The organism is Streptomyces sp. NBC_01478, from assembly GCF_036227225.1.
Lineage (GTDB): Bacteria > Actinomycetota > Actinomycetes > Streptomycetales > Streptomycetaceae > Streptomyces.
On the sequence record NZ_CP109444.1, the window covers coordinates 4,379,022 to 4,394,845 of the forward strand.

Sequence of the window (15,824 nt, forward strand, 5' to 3'; positions counted from 1 at the left end):
GGTTCAGCGGTCGCGCTGCCACCAGTCGAACTTCACGCACAGCTTCCCGCCGAGCCAGTACTCCACCCAGTCGCCCAGGTCCACGGGCGAGCAGTTGACCGGGTGCGTCGGAGCGGGAGGCGTGGTCGGCCTGGGCGGCTCCGGGGTGACCGGAGTCGTGGGTGTCGTCGGTGTCGTGGGCGTGGTCGGGACCGGGATCGGGTCCTCGGTGCGGCCGAACAGGACCGAACGGTAGACCTTGGACGACTTCGGGTTCTGGGAGCACTGCCACACACCGTGCGGGCAGTAGTCGGTCACGGTGTTGTACAGCGGCTTGTGCTCGTCCATCCAGGCGAGCATGCGCTTCATGTACTCCGCGTTGTCGCCGTTACGGAAGAGTCCCCATTCAGGATAGGAAATGGGCTTGCCGTGGGACTTGGCGAATTCCACGTGTGCCTGGAGTCCGTAGGGCTCTTTCACCTGCTCGTCGAACGTCAGCCCGGAAGGCTGGTCGTACGAATCCATGCCGACGATGTCGACCGTGTCGTCCCCCGGATAGCACTGCGTCCAGGGAACGGCGTCCCGGCCGCGGCTCGGAGTGAAGTCGAACCGGAATTTCTGGCCCGGCACCGAGCGCATCGTGGTGACGATCCTGTTCCAGTACTTCTTCCAGGCCTCCGGGTCCGGCCCGCAACGAGAGGTGTACGTGGTGCCGTTCATCTCCCAGCCGAGCACGATCACCGTGTCCGGCACCTTCAGGTCGACCAGCCGTTCGGCCAGGGCCTTGAAGTGCTGATCGAACTGGCCGGCCGCGCCCTGCTGGAGCAGCCGCCGGACCTGCCAGTCGGAGACGCCGTCCTCGTTGTTCTCCTGCATCGGCACGTTGAGGACGAGCATCCGGTCGGTCTTCTCGGTGCGCCAGTCCGCCCATACGTCGAGGAGACCGGGGGCGCCCTCGATGTCGCTCCAGTGGTTGCCGGGCAGGTAGGTGTGACCGACGCGCAGTTCGGCACCGCCCAGCCAACTGCTCAGCGCCGCCATCCGGGCCACCCCCCGGGCACCGGAGTCGAGGAAGGCACCGAACGCCGGGGCCTCTTTCGGCTCGGGAGTCTTGGCGGCCTCGGGCGTCTTCACGACTTCCGGGTTCTTCACGGGTTCTACGACGGCCGGGGTCACGGGCGCGGTGGTCCCGGGCGCGGTGGTCACGGGAGCAGGCGGATCGGTGGCCCGCGCCACCTCCGCCCCCGCCGCGAACCCGGGACCCGACGCCAGTGCCGCCGACGCGGCGACCGTAGCCGCGATGAAGGCCAGCCGTCCGGTCCGGGACCGTCGCTGTTGTGGGGCCATGCCTGCTCCTCTCTCCACTCTCGTTTTCTTGTTTCTCTTTTTGACACTCAGTCATACGAATATGAATTACGCCACCGCCGCTACGGCTTTTGAGTGTCCCTGTCGCCCGCGTGGGTGAACCGAACCGAAGGAAACAGTCCGTGTCGCTGCTCGACGTCCGTGTCCCCGCAGTTCTGTTGCGGATCGACCGGAATCCCTTTCACCACGGAACGCTGGGTGCCGTGCGTTCGCTCGGCAGGGCGGGAGTGGAGGTGCATGTGGTCGCCGATTCCTCGGCAAGTCCGGTACGCAACTCCCGCTTCGTCTGCCAGATGCATCCCCCGCCGCCGCCTGCCGCGTCTCCCGCCGAGATCGCCGGCACGCTGCGGCGCGTGGCCGCCCGGATCGCGCGTCCCGCCGTACTGATCCCGATGGACGACGCGAGCGCCGTCGCGGTCGGCCGGCTGAGCGAGGAACTCGCGCCGTCCTATCTGCTGCCGCAGCAGCCCGGCGCGCTGCCCGAACGGGTCGCGGACAAGGCGGAACTGGCCGCCGTGTGCGCGAGCGCGGACATCCCGCACCCGGTGACGCTGATCCCGGAGAGCCCGGCGCAGGCCGCGAGCGCCGCCTGGCAACTGGGGCTGCCGGTGGTCGCGAAGTGGAGCCGGCCCTGGCTGGTGCCGGCCGGGACCGGGCTGCGCAGCACGGTGGTGGTGCGCAGCGCGCAGGAAGCACGCGAGTTGTTCCTGCGCGCCGACGAGGCGGGCAGCCGACTGCTGTTGCAGGCGTTCCTGCCGTCCGGCCCGGACCGCGACTGGTTCTTCCACGGGTACGCCGACCGCTCCGGCGCGGTGCGCGGCGGCGGGGCCGGCCGCAAGCAGCGGGCCTGGCCGCGTGGCGCGGGCCTGACGGCGGTGGGCCGCTGGACGCCCAACCCCCAGGTGCAGTCGCTCGCCGAACGCCTCACCACCGAGCTCGGCTACCGCGGCATCTTCGACCTGGACTTCCGCCGCTGCGGCACGACGGGCAGCTATCACCTGCTCGACTTCAACCCGCGGCCCGGCGCCCAGTTCCGGCTCTTCGCCGACAGCGCGGGCCTGGACGTGGTCCGCGCGCTGCACCTGGATCTGACCCACCGTCCGCTGCCGGACGGGTCGCCGCGGCCGGGCCGTTCGTTCGTGGTGGAGAACTACGCGCCGCTCAGCGCGCTGCGCCCGGCGATGGCCGGACGCGAGCTGGCCTGGTACGCGCCGGACGACCGGGCGCCGGGCCGGGCGATGTGGGGGCTGTGGGGGCTGCATGTGCTGCGCAAGGTGCGGGAGCAACTGGGCCGGACGGCGGCCCCGGCGCGCCCGACGGAGGCGCGGGTGGTCCGCCAGGCGGGCGCGAGCCCGCTCGAAGAGCCCGCCGAACCGGCCGAGTTGACCAAGCCGACCGAGTTGACCGACGACGAGAAAGCGAGCCGTTGCTGATGTACGACCTGCTGGTGGTGGGCGCGGGCCCGTACGGCCTGTCCATCGCGTCCCACGCCGCGGCCGCCGGGCTGAACCTGCGCGTCTTCGGCCGGCCCATGGCGTCCTGGCGCGACCACATGCCCCGGGGCATGTTCCTCAAGTCGGAGCCCTGGGCCTCCAACCTGTCCGACCCCGAAGGCCGTTGGCCGCTCGACAGGTACTGCGCCACCCAGGGCGTCGAGGCCCGGCACGGGGAACCGATCCCGGTCGAGATGTTCGCCTCGTACGGCCTGTGGTTCGCCCGCAACGCGGTGCCGGAGGTGGACGAGCGGACGGTGGAGCGGATCGCGCCGGTGCCGGGCGGCTTCGAGGCGGTGACCGACGACGGCACGGTGCTGCACGCCCGTACCGTCGCACTCGCGGTCGGTGTCATGCCGTTCGTCGAAATCCCGTCCGCGCTACGGGGGTTGAGCCGGTCCCTCGTCTCGCACAGCAGCCACCACAGCACGCTGGACGACTTCCGCGGCAAGGACGTCACGGTGATCGGCGGCGGCCAGGCGGCCCTGGAGACAGCGGCACTGCTCGCCGAACAAGGCACCCGGGTAAGGGTGTTGGCGCGCGCCGACAAACTGCGCTGGAACGACGTACCGCCGGCCTGGGAGCGCCCGTGGTGGCAGGAGGCCCGCTCCCCGCACAGCGGCCTGGGCCCCGGCTGGCGCAACTGGTTCTACGCCGAGCGCCCCGACCTCTTCCGCCGCCTCCCGGAGTCGACCCGGGCCGGGATCGCGGCCAACGCCCTTGGCCCGGCGGGTGCTTGGTGGGTACGGGACCGGGTCGAACCGGCGGTGGAGGTGCTGCTCGGCCAGGAGGTCGCGGCGGCCGACGTGGTGCCGGGCGGGGTACGTCTGGAGACGGTGGGCGGAGCGGGCGGGACACGCTCCCTGGACACCGAACACGTCATCGCGGCAACGGGGTTCAAGGCGACGACCGGCCGACTCGGGCTGCTCTCCGGCGAGTTGAGGGGATCGCTGGCCACGGTGGGCGACGGTTCCCCGGAGGTCGGCCGGGACTTCGAGTCCTCGCACCCCGGCCTCTTCATGGCGGGCCTGGTGACGGCCTCGGGCTTCGGCCCGGCGATGCGTTTCGTGCACGGCGCCACCTACACGGCGGGCGCGCTGGTGCGGGGAGTCCGGCGCCGACTGCGCTCGGAGCCGCGCGGCGGCATGATCCCGGCACCCGGGCGACGGAGCACGCCGGCCTTCGTACGGCGCTAGGGCCTGTCCGGCGGCGCAGGCCGCGGGAAATCTGTGGTGCCTGGTCAACGCCGGTGAGCGGGGCGTGGTGCGTGCGGCCGCAAGGCGGAGGAGACGTTGACATCAGCGGCTGCCGCCGTGGGCGACGCGGGTGTGCCGGGCGGTGACGTCCGGCACCCCGTGCGCATTACCTACGGGACGCGGCTCGTCCTCGTCGGTAGAGGATCGTGCCACCCGCGATCAGCGCGGCACTGACAGCCGAGGCGGCCAGCATGGCCTCACTGCCGGTGTGCGCCAGAACGGGCGGCGGGGTGTGCTCCCCACCGGCGGGCGGAGGCGTGTGGTGCCCACCCGTGGGGGGAGGCGGGGTGTGATGCCCACCCGTCGGGGGCGGCGGGGTGTGGTGCCCACCGGTCGGAGGCGGAGTGTGGTGCCCACCCGTAGGAGGGGGCGGCGTGTGATGCCCACCGGTCGGGGGCGGCGGGGTGTGATGTCCGCCCGTGGGAGGCGGCGGAGTGTGATGCCCACCGGTCGGAGGGGGCGGGGTGTGATGTCCGCCCGTGGGAGGCGGCGGAGTGTGATGCCCACCGGTCGGGGGCGGCGGGGTGTGATGTCCGCCCGTGGGAGGCGGCGGAGTGTGATGCCCACCGGTCGGAGGGGGCGGGGTGTGGTGCCCACCCGGAGGAGGCGGCGGCGTGTGGTGGTGGCCGCCGGGAGGAGGCGGTGGCGTCTCCTCGCAGTCCGGAGTGCCATGGCCCGAGTGGTCGCCGGAGCCGTAACCCGAATCGCCGCCGGAGCCATAGCCGGAGTCGCCCCCGGAGCCGTAGCCCGAGTCGTCTCCGTAGCCATGCCCGGAGCCGTGACCGTGGCCATACCCGTGGCCGTACCCATGGCCGTAGCCATAGCCCGAGTCGTCATCGGAGTCGTCGGAGTCGCCGTACGACGACGGCTCGGTCCACCGGTGGTGGCCGGTGTGCTCGCTGTGCCGGTGGGCGTCCTTGCCGCCGGCGCACGAGTTGCCGAACGTCGGGTTGAGCCCGGACGCCACGTCGACGGAGTCGCCACAGGCGTTGACCGGCGCGTCGACCGGGACCTCGAGGCTGTTGCCGGACAGGACGCCCGGCGAATCCTTGGCAGCGCCGCCGGTGTACGAGTCGGCCAGGGCGGGGCTGCCGCACAGGGACAGAATGCTCGTCGCGGCGGCCGCCGCGACCATTCCCTTACCCAGGGTCTGTCGCAATCTCGTTGTCTTCCTGCTTGAAGTGGGAAAAGCCGGCCTTGGAAACCTGTCCAAGGCCGGCCATGACACAGCCGGAACGGCTGGTGCGTTACGTCGTCAGTCGTTGACGCACGTGTTGCCGAACGCCGGGTTCAGCAGGCCGATCACGTCGATCGAGTTGCCGCACACGTTGACGGGGATGTGCACGGGAACCTGGACCACGTTGCCCGAGAGGACACCCGGCGAACCGATGGCGGCACCCTCGGCGCCGGCGTCGGCGAAGGCCGGGGCGGCCATACCGAGAGCCATGATCGCACCAGCGACAACAGCAGCGCTCTTCTTCATTGACGTTCCCTTCTCTGCGGTCATGCCCTATGACGGCCGAAACCGAGCGAGCACAGCTTGTGCGGCTCGCACCATGACCTGCAGCCTGTAAAACGAGGGATAGACACAGGAAGAAACTGAAGAACGCGTGTCACCTGACAATTCACTCGATCGTCCGCACCGAATTGACGGGATGGACGCAGCGACGAAGAAACGCTTCTCTTCAAGGGAAAACAGCTTTGTTCAGCGAAGCGGGCGACCCGCTCGGAAAATCCGGCGGGCCGCCCGGGTCACTCTCAGGCGTACGGTCTCAGCTACCGATCGCGCCGTTGCCCGACAGCACCGGGATGTTGTCGGCGATGTGCGACAGCGGCTCGTCACCCTTGGCCTGGGTGGAGTTCTCGGCGCACTGCTGGTTCTGCGGGGCCGAGAGGACCGGCACGTCCTGGAGGACGGTGACCGGCACCAGTACGCCCACGATCGAGGCCGCGTTGACCTTGGCCGGCAGACCGACACAGAGCTTGTTCAGGTCACCCTGGGCGAGCCCGAGCTGGGGGCTCATGTCGCCGGTGGTCTTGGCGTTGCCATAGGCCTGCTCGGCACCGTTCCCGTTGACCGTGGTGACGCCGTTGTCGTTGCCGATGGCCAGCGCCTGCGGGGCGGCCGTCGCCGAGACGCCGACGACGGAAGCCGCGACAGCCGTCGCAGCCATTGCCTTCTTGAGCATTTCTGCGGTCCTTTCCTGGCAGAGACACAATTCCTGCTCCCCCATCAACAGGGGTCGACCGGATTGGTTGCGTGTTGGCCGCACGGCTTCACCCGGTTGGATTCATCTGGGCCATTGGAGTGAATCGGAGCAACCATGCGGCCCGGCACCAGTTGTTCAGGTCGCTCCGGTGGACGGGGTTACTCCAGAAGGGACCACGCAAGTGATCAAGAAGGTTATGGCTGCTGCGGCTGTCGCCGCTTCCGTCGTCGGAGCCTCGGCTGCCGTCGCCGCCCCGGCGATGGCGATCGGTAACGACAATGGCGTCACCACGACGAACGGCAACGGCGCCGAGCAGGTCTACGGCAACCAGGCCACGTACGGCAACATGAGCCCGCAGATGGCGCTCATCCAGGGCTCGCTGAACAAGCCCTGCATCGGCCTGCCCGCCAAGGCGAACCTCGCCTCGCTGGTCGGCGTCGTGCCGGTCACCGTCGCGCAGGACGTGCCGATCCTCTCCGCGCCGCAGAACCAGCAGTGCACCGAGAACTCCACCCAGGCCAAGGGCGACGAGCCGCTGTCGCACATCCTGGACAACATCCCGGTCCTGTCGGGCAACGGCGCCGCGGGTAGCTGACCCCCAGACGCACACGACGGGCCGCCGTCTTCTCGGCGGCCCGTCGGCCTGTCCTCTGCGCCCGACGCGTTCCGCGTGCCGACCGATCCGGTGGCGATGGCGCAGGTGAACCGACTTATTGCTCCATACGGGGCAAAGGCCGCAACCAAACCAGTCATCACCCAGTTGATCATCGCGCGGCTCCGCAACGGGAGTCCGTCCTCCGAAAGGGATTGAACATGAAGAAGCTGTGGGCGACCGCGGCTGTTGCCGCCTCTCTCGCCGGTGCCACGGCCGCTGTCGCCACCCCGGCGATGGCGATCGGCAACGACGACGGCGTCACCACCACGCAGGGCAACGGCGCCGTGCAGAAGTACGGCAACCAGGAGACCAAGGGCGACATGAGCCCCCAGCTCTCCCTCGTCCAGGGCACCCTGAACAAGCCCTGTGTCGGCCTGCCGGTCAAGGCGAACCTCGCCTCGATCGTCGGCGTCGTGCCGGTCACCGTTCTGCAGGACGTGCCGATCCTCTCGGCCCCGCAGAACCAGCAGTGCACCGAGAACTCCACCCAGGCCAAGGGCGACGAGCCGCTGTCGCACATCCTGGACAACATCCCGGTCCTGTCGGGCAACGGCGCCGCGAACAGCTGACCCCATCAGCACCACGAGAGCGGGCCGCCGAGCACATCGGCGGCCCGCTCTTGCATGTCGTACCACTGCTTCAGCTACGACCGCTTCGCGTACAGCGCCTCGATGTCGTCCGCGTAGGCCGCCGTCACCACGTGCCGTTTGAGTTTCAGGGACGGGGTGAGCAGGCCGTTGTCCTCGGTGAACTCGCCCTCGACCAGGGCGAAGGCGCGGATCGACTCGGCGCGGGAGACGGCCTGGTTGGCGTGGTCGACGGCCTTCTGGACGTCGGCGCGCAGGCGTGGGTCCTCGACGAGGTCGGCGAGCGGGGTGTCCGCGGGGAGGCCGCGGACCGACAGCCAGTGGGCGAGGGCCTCGGGGTCGAGGGTGATCAGGGCGGCGACGAAGGGGCGGTTGTCGCCGACGACCAGACACTGGCCGACCGGGGCGCGGCTGCGCAGGCGGTCCTCCAGGACGGCCGGGGAGACGTTCTTGCCGCCGTTGGTGACGAGGATGTCCTTCTTGCGGCCGGTGATGGTGAGATAGCCGTCCTCGTCGAGGGCGCCCAGGTCGCCGGTCGCGAACCAGTCGTCCTTCAGTACGGCGTCGGTGGCCGCCGGGTTGTTCCAGTACGCGCCGAAGACCACCCCGCCCTTGATGAGCACCTCGCCGTCGTCGGCGATGCGGATCGTGGTGCCGGGGACCGGGAGGCCGACCGTGCCGGGGCGGGGCCGCAGGGGCGGTACGACGGTGGCGGCGGCCGTCGTCTCGGTCAGGCCGTAGCCCTCGTAGACGATGATTCCGGCCGCCGCGAAGAAGAGGTTGAGGTCGCGGTCGAGCGGGGAGCCGCCGCTGATGGCGTACCGCAGCCGGCCGCCGAGTTCCTTGCGGATACGGCGGTACACCAGCAGGTCGTAGAGGGCCCACGCGGCGTAGAGGCCGGGGCCGGGGCCCTTGCCGGTGCCCAGGAACTTGTTCAGGTACGCCTCGCCGAAGCGGACCGCGATGCGGTCGGCGCGGTCGAAGGAGGCGGCGCGGCCCATCTTCTCGGCGGTCGCGCGGCCGGCGTCATGGATCTTCTCGAAGAGGTACGGCACGCCGACCAGGAACGTGGGCCTGAACTCCCGTAGCGCCGGGCGGAGTTCGTCGGGCTTGATGCTCGGGCAGTGGCCGACCTCGATGCGGGCCATCAGGCAGGCGATCTGGAGGGTGCGGCCCATGATGTGCGCGAGCGGGAGGAAGAGCAGCGTCGAGGCGACCTGGCCGGTGACCTCCGTGAAGAGGGGGTGCAGCAGCTCGACCATGTTGGCGGCCTCGGCGTGCAGGTTGGCGTGGGTGAGGACGCAGCCCTTGGGGCGGCCGGTGGTGCCGGAGGTGTAGCAGACCGTCGCGATCGTGTCGGGGGTGAGGGAGGCGCGGCGCTTGGTGATCTCGTCGTCGGGCAACTCCCGGCCCAAGGCTGTGAGTTCGTCGACGGCCCCCGCGTCCAACTGCCAGACGCGCGGGAGTTGGGGGTGGCGGGCCGTGCCGGTGGTGACCGTGTCGGTGTGCTCGGTGGTCTCCGTGACGACGAAGCGGGTGCCCGAGTCCCTGACGATCCACTCCACTTGGTCCGCCGACGAGGTGGCGTAGATCGGCACCGTCTGGCCACCGGCCGCCCAGATCGCGAAGTCGAGGACCGTCCACTCGTAGCGGGTACGGGACATGACCGCGACCCGGCCGCCCGGTTCGAGGCCGGCGGCCACCAACCCCTTTGCCACCGCGGTGACTTCACCGGCGAAGGCCGCCGCCGTCACGGGGTGCCAGGTGCCGTGCTGTTCGCGGCGGAGGACCACCGTGTCGGGGGCCTCCGCCGCATTGGTGAACGGGAGGTCTGCGGTGCTGCCGGTCGTCGGGCGCGGGGCGAGCGGCAGCGTGCCCGCCTCCCGTACGACGCCCCGCTCGTCGCGGGTGATGTCGACCCGGGTGCGGGCCGCCAGGTCGGTGCGTTGCCGCGCCCGCTTCAAGTCCTTGCGTACGCCCATGTCGGCTGCTCCCGGTCGACGGTGAGACGGTGACTGGGGCGCCAACTTACTCGCAAGTAGGGGAAGGTCAATGGGGCCGGTGGGATCGGGTCCGGGTTCGGTCGGGTTCAGTCCGCCCGGGCCGCCTCGTCGATCGCCTCGGCGAGTTGCCGTACGTCCTTGTCCTCAGTCTTCTTCGCCAACGCGTGGGCCCGGGTGGCGAGTTCGGTGAGGCCGGGGTTGCCCGGCAGGTCGCCGGAGCGGAGGGAGTCGGCGAAGTAGGCGGCCACGGCGGTGACTTGGAAGCGGTCGGACGCGTCGGTCAGGGAGTCGTGCAGGGCGTCGGTCTCCAGTTGGCCCGATTCCTCGTGCGGGGCGCGGGAGTCGGGGTCTAGCCAGCGGACGCTCGCCGTGGCGAGGTGGCCGTCGGCGCCGGGCCTGGTGCGGACGGCGTAGAGGGCGGTCACGGTGTGGCCGGGGCCGATCTCGCCGCCGTCGACGTTGTCGTCGCGGAAGTCGTCGTCGGCGACCTTGCGGTCCTCGTAGCCGATGAGGTGGAACTGGGCGACCGTCTCGGGGTCGAAGGCGACCTGGGCCTTGGCGTCGCGGGCGGTGAGGTCGATGTTCTGCGGGAGTTGGTCGACGAAGACCTTGCGGGCGTCGGCGTCGTCCGAGACGTACGCGGTGTGGCCGTCGCCCTTGTCGGCGAGTTTCTCCATCAGGGCGTCGCCGTAGTCGCTGCCGACGCCGACGCCGAAGAGGGTGATGCCGTGGTCGCGGCGTTCGTCCGCGACGCGCTCCAGGATCGAGTCGGCGCTGGTGTCACCGGTGTTGGCGAGGCCGTCGGAGATGAGGACGACCCTGTTGGTGGCGCCCTTGCGCAGGCCCTCGGTGGCGGTGGCGTAGCCGGTCTCGACGCCGGCGCCGAGGTTGGTCGAGGACTGGGTCTCCAACTCGTCGATGGCGTCGTGGACTTTGCCGCGGTGGCCGTCGAGGCGGGTCATCGGGAGGACGGTCTCGGCCTCGTCGCTGAAGGTGACCAGGGCGACCGAGTCGTCGTCGCGCAGTCGGTCGGTCATCTCGTCGAGGGACTTCTTGGCGAGGTCCAGGCGGCCCGTCTCGGCCATGGAACCGGAGACGTCGATGACGAACGTGAGGGCGGCGGGCGGGCGTTCCGCGTTGTCGTCGGCGGTGCGGGTGGCGAGGCCGACGCGGACGAGGGACCAGTTGGACTTGTCGGTGCGGGCGCCGTCGACGGTGACGGTGAAGCCGTTGCCGTCGGGGCGTTCGTAGTCCTGCCGGAAGCTGTTGACGAACTCCTCGGGGCGGATCGTCGACGGGTCGGGGCGCCCGCCGTCGGCGAGGACGCGGCGGGCGTAGCCGTAGGAGGCGGTGTCGACGTCGAGGGCGAAGGTGGAGAGGTAGTCGGGGGACGGGGCGATCTTGTCGGCGGGGGTGCCGGTCTGCTCGCCGTCCTGTTCGCTGCTGTTGTCACCGCCGGAGGTGGTGGCGGGGGCGGGGGCCGGGAAGCCGGTGTGGTTCGACGCGTCCGAGGTGTTGGAGCTGCTGCCGTCGCCCGCGCCGCAGGCGGTGAGGAGCAGTCCGCTCGCGGCGGTGAGGGCGAGGAGGGTGGCGCGCAGTCGCCGGGGGCGGTGGTGCGCGCACTCCTGCCTCGGTCGTGTTCGGTCGGTCTGGTGGGTCTTCATCTCCCGTGCCCCCTTGGTCCGTTGACGTCGCCTTCTGCGACTGTGACGGCGTAGGGGGCCGGAATGTGCGCTACGGGGAGTTGCGGAAGCGTCTCGAAGGGGTCGCGATCATGGCCCGTCGAGACCGGTGGGAGATCCTCCGGTGACCTAGGACACGATGTCCTTGCGGGCGAAACCCCGGAAGGCCAGGGCGAACAGCACGATGGCGTACGTAACGGAGACCGCCGTGCCCTGGATCATGCCGGACCACTCCGGATGGGGCTGTACGGCGTCCGCCCAGGCGAACTGCCAGTGCGCGGGCAGGAAGTCGCGCCAGTGGCCGAGGGCCGTGACGGCGTCCAGGACGTTGCCGACGATGGTCAGGCCGACCGCGCCGCCGACCGCGCCGAGAGGGGCGTCGGTCTTCGTCGAGAGCCAGAACGCGAGCCCTGCGGTGACCAGTTGGGACACGAAGATGTACGCCACGACGACCAGCAGGCGTCCGGCGGCCGTGCCCGCGCCGACCGCGCCGCCGGTGGGCAGCTCCAGTGGGCCCCAGCCGTAGGCGGCGGTGCCGACGGCCACGGCGACGAGCGGGAGCAGGATCATCGCGGCGAGGCTGAGGCTCAGGCCGACGACCAGCTTGGACCACAGGAGGCGGGCTCTTGGCACGGGTGCCGCGAGCAGATAGCGCAGGGAGGACCAACTGGCCTCCGAGGCGACCGTGTCCCCGCAGAACAGGGCGACCGGGACGACCAGCAGGAAGCCCGCCGACACGAACAGGTTCACCGCGGCGAAGTTGGCGCCGGACGAGGTGGCCGTGTCCATCAGCGTCACCTGGGAGTTGCGGCCGCCCGGGGTGCCGCCGATCGCGAAGGCAGCCACCAGCACGAAGGGCAGCGCGGCGAGGATGCCGCCCATGACCAGCGTGCGGCGCCGCTTCAACTGCCGGACCAGCTCGACCCGCAGGGGCAGGGTGCGGCCCGCCCGGTAGCCGGAGGCCACCTCGACGGGCTCGGCGAGCGTGCTCATGCGGAACCTCCGATCAGGGTGAGGAAGGCATCCTCGAGCCGCCGGTGCGGGCCGACGGAGGAGACGGGGACTTCCAGCCGTACGAGCTCCACGAGGAGCCGGGCGGCGGCGGGCGAGCCGTGGGTGGGCGCGGTCTGGGCCGTGGTGGTGTCCGGCTCGGCGAGTGCGGCGCCGAAGGCCTCGGCGGTGGTGCTGTCGGGCTCGGCGAGTGCGATGCCGGACGCCTCGGTCGTGGCGGCGCCCTGCACACCGCGCGTGGCGCCGAAGGCCTCGGCGGCGGCACCGCCGGGGGTGGCGGCGGCGACCGCCCGGGGGGCCGTGCTCGCGCCGTCCGCCGGAGAGGTGGCGGATACCAGGTGTTCGCCGGGGGCCGGGTGATCGCTCGCTGCCGGTCCGCCGCCGACTGGCGGTCCGTCGCCCGGTGCGGGACCGTCCCCGGAGGCCGAACCGTCGCTGGGGGCCAGGTGCTCGCTGGGGGCCAGGTGCTCGCCGGAGGCCAGCCGCAGCAGCAGGCCGCCCTCCGCTCGGGTCACCGAGTCCACGTCCGGGAGGGCCGCGATCCTTTCCACCAAGGGGTCGGGGATGTCGGCGGCCAGGCCGACCAGGAGGGTGTCTCCGGAGCCGATGATCTCGGCCACCGGGCCCGCCTGGACCAGGCGGCCGCGGTCCATGACCACCAGGTGGGTGCAGGACTGCTCGACCTCCGCGAGGAGGTGGCTGGAGACGATGACCGTGCGGCCCGCTTCCGCGTAGCGGATCATCACCTCGCGCATCTCGCGGATCTGGGGCGGGTCGAGGCCGTTGGTCGGTTCGTCGAGGATGAGGAGGTCGGGGAGGCCGAGCATGGCCTGGGCGATGGCGAGGCGCTGGCGCATGCCCTGGGAGTAGGTGCGGACCGCGCGGGAGAGTGCGTCGCCGAGGCCCGCGATCTCCAGGGCCTCCTCCAAGTGGGCGTCCTGCGGCGGCCGTCCCGTGGCCTGCCAGTACAGCTCCAGGTTCTCGCGGCCGGAGAGGTGCGGGAGGAAGCCCGCGCCCTCGACGAAGGCGCCGACCCGGGACAGCACCGGGGCGCCCGGGCGGATCGCGTGGCCGAAGACCCTGATCTCGCCGGCGTCCGGTTTGATCAGGCCCATCAGCATGCGCAGGGTGGTCGTCTTGCCCGCGCCGTTCGGGCCCAGGAGGCCGAGCACCTGGCCCTTCTCGACGCGGAAGGACAGGTCCCGTACCGCGTACCGGTCCGCCGACTTCGCGTACCGCTTGCTCAAGTCCGTGATCTGGAGCGGGACTTCGGACAGTTCGGGGGCCGGGGGTGCCGTGGCGGTGCGCCTGCGTCCGGTCAGCAGCAGGGCCAGGGCGACCGCCGCGCCCGCCAGCGGGAGCCACCAGACCCAGGACGGCAGCGTCGCCGCCGCGGTCGTGACACCGGGGGCCGTCGGCACCTTGAGGTCGCTCTTCAGGGTGACGGTGTACGTCGCCGGGGCCGCCGGGGAGGCGTAGCCGAGGTCCGTCGAGGCGAGGACCAGACGCAGGTGATGGCCGCTCTGGACGTCGTAGTCGATGGCCGGGAGGGTGATCGTGACGTCCTTGCCGGCCTTGGTGCCCTCGATCCTGAGGGGGGTCACCAACTGGGAGGGGAGCACCTGTTGGGTGCCGCTCGGGCCCACGTCGTAGACCTTGCCGAAGAGGACCGTGTCGTCGCTCGTCGACTTGACGTGGACGGTGACCGTGGGCGATCCGGTGACGCGGAGGCTCTTGGTGAGGGGGGCCGAGTCGAACGCGGCGTACTGGCCGGGGAAGTCGAGGGACACTCCGATGCCCAGGGAGGACAGTTGCGAAAGGCCGCCGGTGCTGCCGAGGCCGGGGAGGGCCGAGATGGCGGGCGGGCTGGCGCCGGCCGGGTTGGTGAAGGACTGCTCGCGGCGGCCGGTCAGGGCGATCGTGCGCGGGTCGCTCTCCAGGCCGGGGTACGCGCTGCCGCTCGCGCCGCGCAACAGGGCGGCGCCGTCCGTTGAGTCGACGCCTCCGGTGCGGGTGACGCGGAAGGCGGGGCCCGTGTCGGTGTTCTTGTCGTCCTTCAGGTACCGGTCGAACCAGGACGTCACACGCGCCTGGACGCGGCTCGTCTCCATGTCGCCGCCGTCATGGCCGCCCGCGATCCAGTCGACGTCCACGGGGGCGCCGTTGGCGCGGATCGCCTTCGCGGCGGCGTCGGCCTGGCCCAGCGGGAAGAGGGAGTCGGTCTGGCCCTGGAGCAGGAGGGTCGGCACGTTGATGTGCGTGGCGACGGCGGACGGGGAGCGGGCTTCGAGGAGCGCGCGGGCCGCCGCGTCCGGCTTGCCCGACTCGGCCACCCGGTCGTACATCTGGCACAGCGTGGGCTCGAACTTGGCGCAGCCGCCACCGGAGTTGATGAAGATGCCGGCCCAGAGCTTCTTGAAGACGCCGTTCGGGAACAGCGCGTCCGCGAGGTTCCAGTACGTGATCGCCGGGGCGATCGCGTCCACCCGGTCGTCGTACCCGGCGGCCAGCAGGGAGATGGCTCCGCCGTAGGAACCGCCTGCCATGCCCACGCGCGGGTCGCCTGGTTTGTCGAGTTCGACGTCCGGCTGCTTCGCCAGCCAGTCGATCAGTTTCGATACGTCCTTGACCTCGCCGGACGGGTCGTTCAGGCCGATCTTGCCGGTGGACTTGCCGAAGCCGCGGGCCGACCAGGTCAGTACCGCGTAGCCGTCTTTGGCCAGGTCCTCGGCTTCTTTTCGTACGTCGTCCTTGCTGCCGCCGAAGCCGTGGGCAAGGAGGACGGCGGGGCGGCGTCCGGTGGCGCCGGACGTGAAGTACGAGGTGTCGAGGCGCACTCCGTCCACGGCCATGACGCGGTCGGAGCGGTGCACCGGAGGCGGGTCGTCGGAGGCAACCGCCGTCCAGGTACCGGCACCCGCGAGCACGACCACGGCGGCCCCGGCGGCCAGCAGGCGCCGGGGCCGCCGCAGCCCTCGCAGGGCGGGCAGTCGAAGATCCATGCCTCAACGGTACGGCCCGCGACTGACAACCGAGGCAGCCCCCGGGCCGAACCTCCGCCCCTCCCCGGGGAGTACGGGCCCCTTCCCGCATACCGCGTCCGTGGTACGAAGTCCCATGGCCAGCATCGACAGCCTCGCGATCCGCCGTGCGACCACCGTCGCCGAAGTCACCGCGGCCGAGCACCTCTTCGACGGTCCCGTCCGCACCCAGTGGACCGAGCGTTTCCTGACCGCCGACGGACACCATCTCTTCCTCGCGTACGACGGGGAGTCGGTGGTCGGCTTCGTCAGCGGTGTCGAGACCATCCACCCCGACAAGGGCACCGAGATGCTCCTGTACGAACTCGCGGTCGCGGAGCCGTATCGGCGGAGGGGGATCGGGCGGGCGCTGGTGCGGCGGCTCGACGCGCTCGCGCGGGAGCGGGGCTGCTACGGGATGTGGGTGCTCATCGACACCGGGAACGATGTCGCCCTCGCCACCTACCGCAGCGCGGGTGGCAAGGACGACGGGTCGTGCACGGTGGTGACGTGGGACTTCACGTAGTGAAGTCGATGGGTGAAGGCAGCTTGTGAGAGCCGTG

General features: G+C 71.0%; 13 protein-coding genes. 5 read left to right on the forward strand and 8 right to left on the reverse strand.

From position 1 onward, the window contains the following. Nucleotides 1-3: 3 nt before the first annotated feature. The gene (locus tag OG223_RS19610; protein ID WP_329250090.1) at nt 4-1,326 is read right to left on the reverse strand and encodes a glycoside hydrolase family 26 protein; all 1,323 of its coding nucleotides are present in this window, start codon (nt 1,324-1,326) and stop codon (nt 4-6) included. Between the two features lie 140 nt (nt 1,327-1,466). Here OG223_RS19610 and OG223_RS19615 point away from each other — a divergent pair, with 140 nt between their 5' ends. Beyond that, nucleotides 1,467-2,777 (forward strand): carboxylate--amine ligase, encoded by a 1,311-nt coding sequence (locus OG223_RS19615; RefSeq protein WP_329250093.1) that lies wholly within the window; start codon nt 1,467-1,469, stop codon nt 2,775-2,777. Continuing rightward, entirely contained in the window at nt 2,777-4,033 is a 1,257-nt protein-coding gene (locus OG223_RS19620) for an NAD(P)-binding domain-containing protein (RefSeq protein ID WP_329265370.1), read from the forward strand. The genes OG223_RS19615 and OG223_RS19620 overlap by 1 nt, the downstream gene beginning before the upstream one ends. Before the next feature lie 166 nt (nt 4,034-4,199). Here the strand turns inward: OG223_RS19620 and OG223_RS19625 are convergent, their stop codons facing one another. The 3 genes from OG223_RS19625 to OG223_RS19635 all read right to left on the reverse strand — a co-directional run bounded on the left by OG223_RS19625 (nt 4,200) and on the right by OG223_RS19635 (nt 6,282). Beyond that, nucleotides 4,200-5,228, reverse strand: coding sequence for a chaplin (locus tag OG223_RS19625; protein WP_329265372.1), 1,029 nt, complete (start codon nt 5,226-5,228; stop codon nt 4,200-4,202). Nucleotides 5,229-5,348: 120 nt separating this feature from the next. Beyond that, nucleotides 5,349-5,576 carry a chaplin ChpD gene (chpD, locus tag OG223_RS19630; RefSeq protein WP_026178071.1) on the reverse strand — a complete coding sequence of 76 codons (228 nt, stop codon included), beginning with the start codon at nt 5,574-5,576 and terminating at the stop codon, nt 5,349-5,351. Between the two features lie 289 nt (nt 5,577-5,865). Next, a complete protein-coding gene (locus OG223_RS19635) occupies nt 5,866-6,282 on the reverse strand; it encodes a rodlin (protein ID WP_266856908.1) in 417 nt (138 codons plus the stop codon). Between the two features lie 202 nt (nt 6,283-6,484). On the opposite strand from OG223_RS19635, the gene OG223_RS19640 reads away from it, so the two are divergent. Both OG223_RS19640 and OG223_RS19645 read left to right on the forward strand, forming a co-directional pair. Beyond that, nucleotides 6,485-6,898, forward strand: a complete 414-nt coding sequence (locus OG223_RS19640; protein ID WP_093626962.1) for a rodlin — start codon at nt 6,485-6,487, stop codon at nt 6,896-6,898. Nucleotides 6,899-7,116: 218 nt separating this feature from the next. Continuing rightward, the gene (locus OG223_RS19645) at nt 7,117-7,527 is read left to right on the forward strand and encodes a rodlin (RefSeq protein ID WP_329250100.1); all 411 of its coding nucleotides are present in this window, start codon (nt 7,117-7,119) and stop codon (nt 7,525-7,527) included. A gap of 74 nt (nt 7,528-7,601) precedes the next feature. Here OG223_RS19645 and OG223_RS19650 read toward each other — a convergent pair whose 3' ends face one another. The 4 genes from OG223_RS19650 to OG223_RS19665 all read right to left on the reverse strand — a co-directional run bounded on the left by OG223_RS19650 (nt 7,602) and on the right by OG223_RS19665 (nt 15,243). Then, a complete protein-coding gene (locus OG223_RS19650; RefSeq protein WP_329250103.1) occupies nt 7,602-9,527 on the reverse strand; it encodes an AMP-dependent synthetase/ligase in 1,926 nt (641 codons plus the stop codon). Between the two features lie 107 nt (nt 9,528-9,634). Beyond that, complete coding sequence (locus tag OG223_RS19655) at nt 9,635-11,212, reverse strand: vWA domain-containing protein (RefSeq protein ID WP_329250106.1); 1,578 nt, start codon at nt 11,210-11,212, stop codon at nt 9,635-9,637. Between the two features lie 147 nt (nt 11,213-11,359). Next, the gene (locus OG223_RS19660; RefSeq protein ID WP_329250109.1) at nt 11,360-12,223 is read right to left on the reverse strand and encodes an ABC transporter permease; all 864 of its coding nucleotides are present in this window, start codon (nt 12,221-12,223) and stop codon (nt 11,360-11,362) included. Next, entirely contained in the window at nt 12,220-15,243 is a 3,024-nt protein-coding gene (locus tag OG223_RS19665; RefSeq protein WP_329250111.1) for a CocE/NonD family hydrolase, read from the reverse strand. Before OG223_RS19665 ends, OG223_RS19660 begins: the two co-directional genes overlap by 4 nt. A gap of 115 nt (nt 15,244-15,358) precedes the next feature. Here OG223_RS19665 and OG223_RS19670 point away from each other — a divergent pair, with 115 nt between their 5' ends. Then, nucleotides 15,359-15,787 carry a GNAT family N-acetyltransferase gene (locus OG223_RS19670; protein ID WP_329250114.1) on the forward strand — a complete coding sequence of 143 codons (429 nt, stop codon included), beginning with the start codon at nt 15,359-15,361 and terminating at the stop codon, nt 15,785-15,787. Nucleotides 15,788-15,824: the final 37 nt, after the last annotated feature.

What these genes read in the sequence shown, in the direction of transcription:
- OG223_RS19610 (WP_329250090.1), bottom strand. Translation starts at nt 1,326, where the DNA reads ATGGCCCCACAACAGCGACGGTCCCGGACCGGACGGCTGGCCTTCATC.
- OG223_RS19620 (WP_329265370.1), top strand. Translation starts at nt 2,777, where the DNA reads ATGTACGACCTGCTGGTGGTGGGCGCGGGCCCGTACGGCCTGTCCATC.
- OG223_RS19625 (WP_329265372.1), bottom strand. Translation starts at nt 5,228, where the DNA reads ATGGTCGCGGCGGCCGCCGCGACGAGCATTCTGTCCCTGTGCGGCAGC.
- chpD (WP_026178071.1), bottom strand. Translation starts at nt 5,576, where the DNA reads ATGAAGAAGAGCGCTGCTGTTGTCGCTGGTGCGATCATGGCTCTCGGT.
- OG223_RS19635 (WP_266856908.1), bottom strand. Translation starts at nt 6,282, where the DNA reads ATGCTCAAGAAGGCAATGGCTGCGACGGCTGTCGCGGCTTCCGTCGTC.
- OG223_RS19645 (WP_329250100.1), top strand. Translation starts at nt 7,117, where the DNA reads ATGAAGAAGCTGTGGGCGACCGCGGCTGTTGCCGCCTCTCTCGCCGGT.
- OG223_RS19650 (WP_329250103.1), bottom strand. Translation starts at nt 9,527, where the DNA reads ATGGGCGTACGCAAGGACTTGAAGCGGGCGCGGCAACGCACCGACCTG.
- OG223_RS19655 (WP_329250106.1), bottom strand. Translation starts at nt 11,212, where the DNA reads ATGAAGACCCACCAGACCGACCGAACACGACCGAGGCAGGAGTGCGCG.
- OG223_RS19660 (WP_329250109.1), bottom strand. Translation starts at nt 12,223, where the DNA reads ATGAGCACGCTCGCCGAGCCCGTCGAGGTGGCCTCCGGCTACCGGGCG.
- OG223_RS19665 (WP_329250111.1), bottom strand. Translation starts at nt 15,243, where the DNA reads ATGGATCTTCGACTGCCCGCCCTGCGAGGGCTGCGGCGGCCCCGGCGC.
- OG223_RS19670 (WP_329250114.1), top strand. Translation starts at nt 15,359, where the DNA reads ATGGCCAGCATCGACAGCCTCGCGATCCGCCGTGCGACCACCGTCGCC.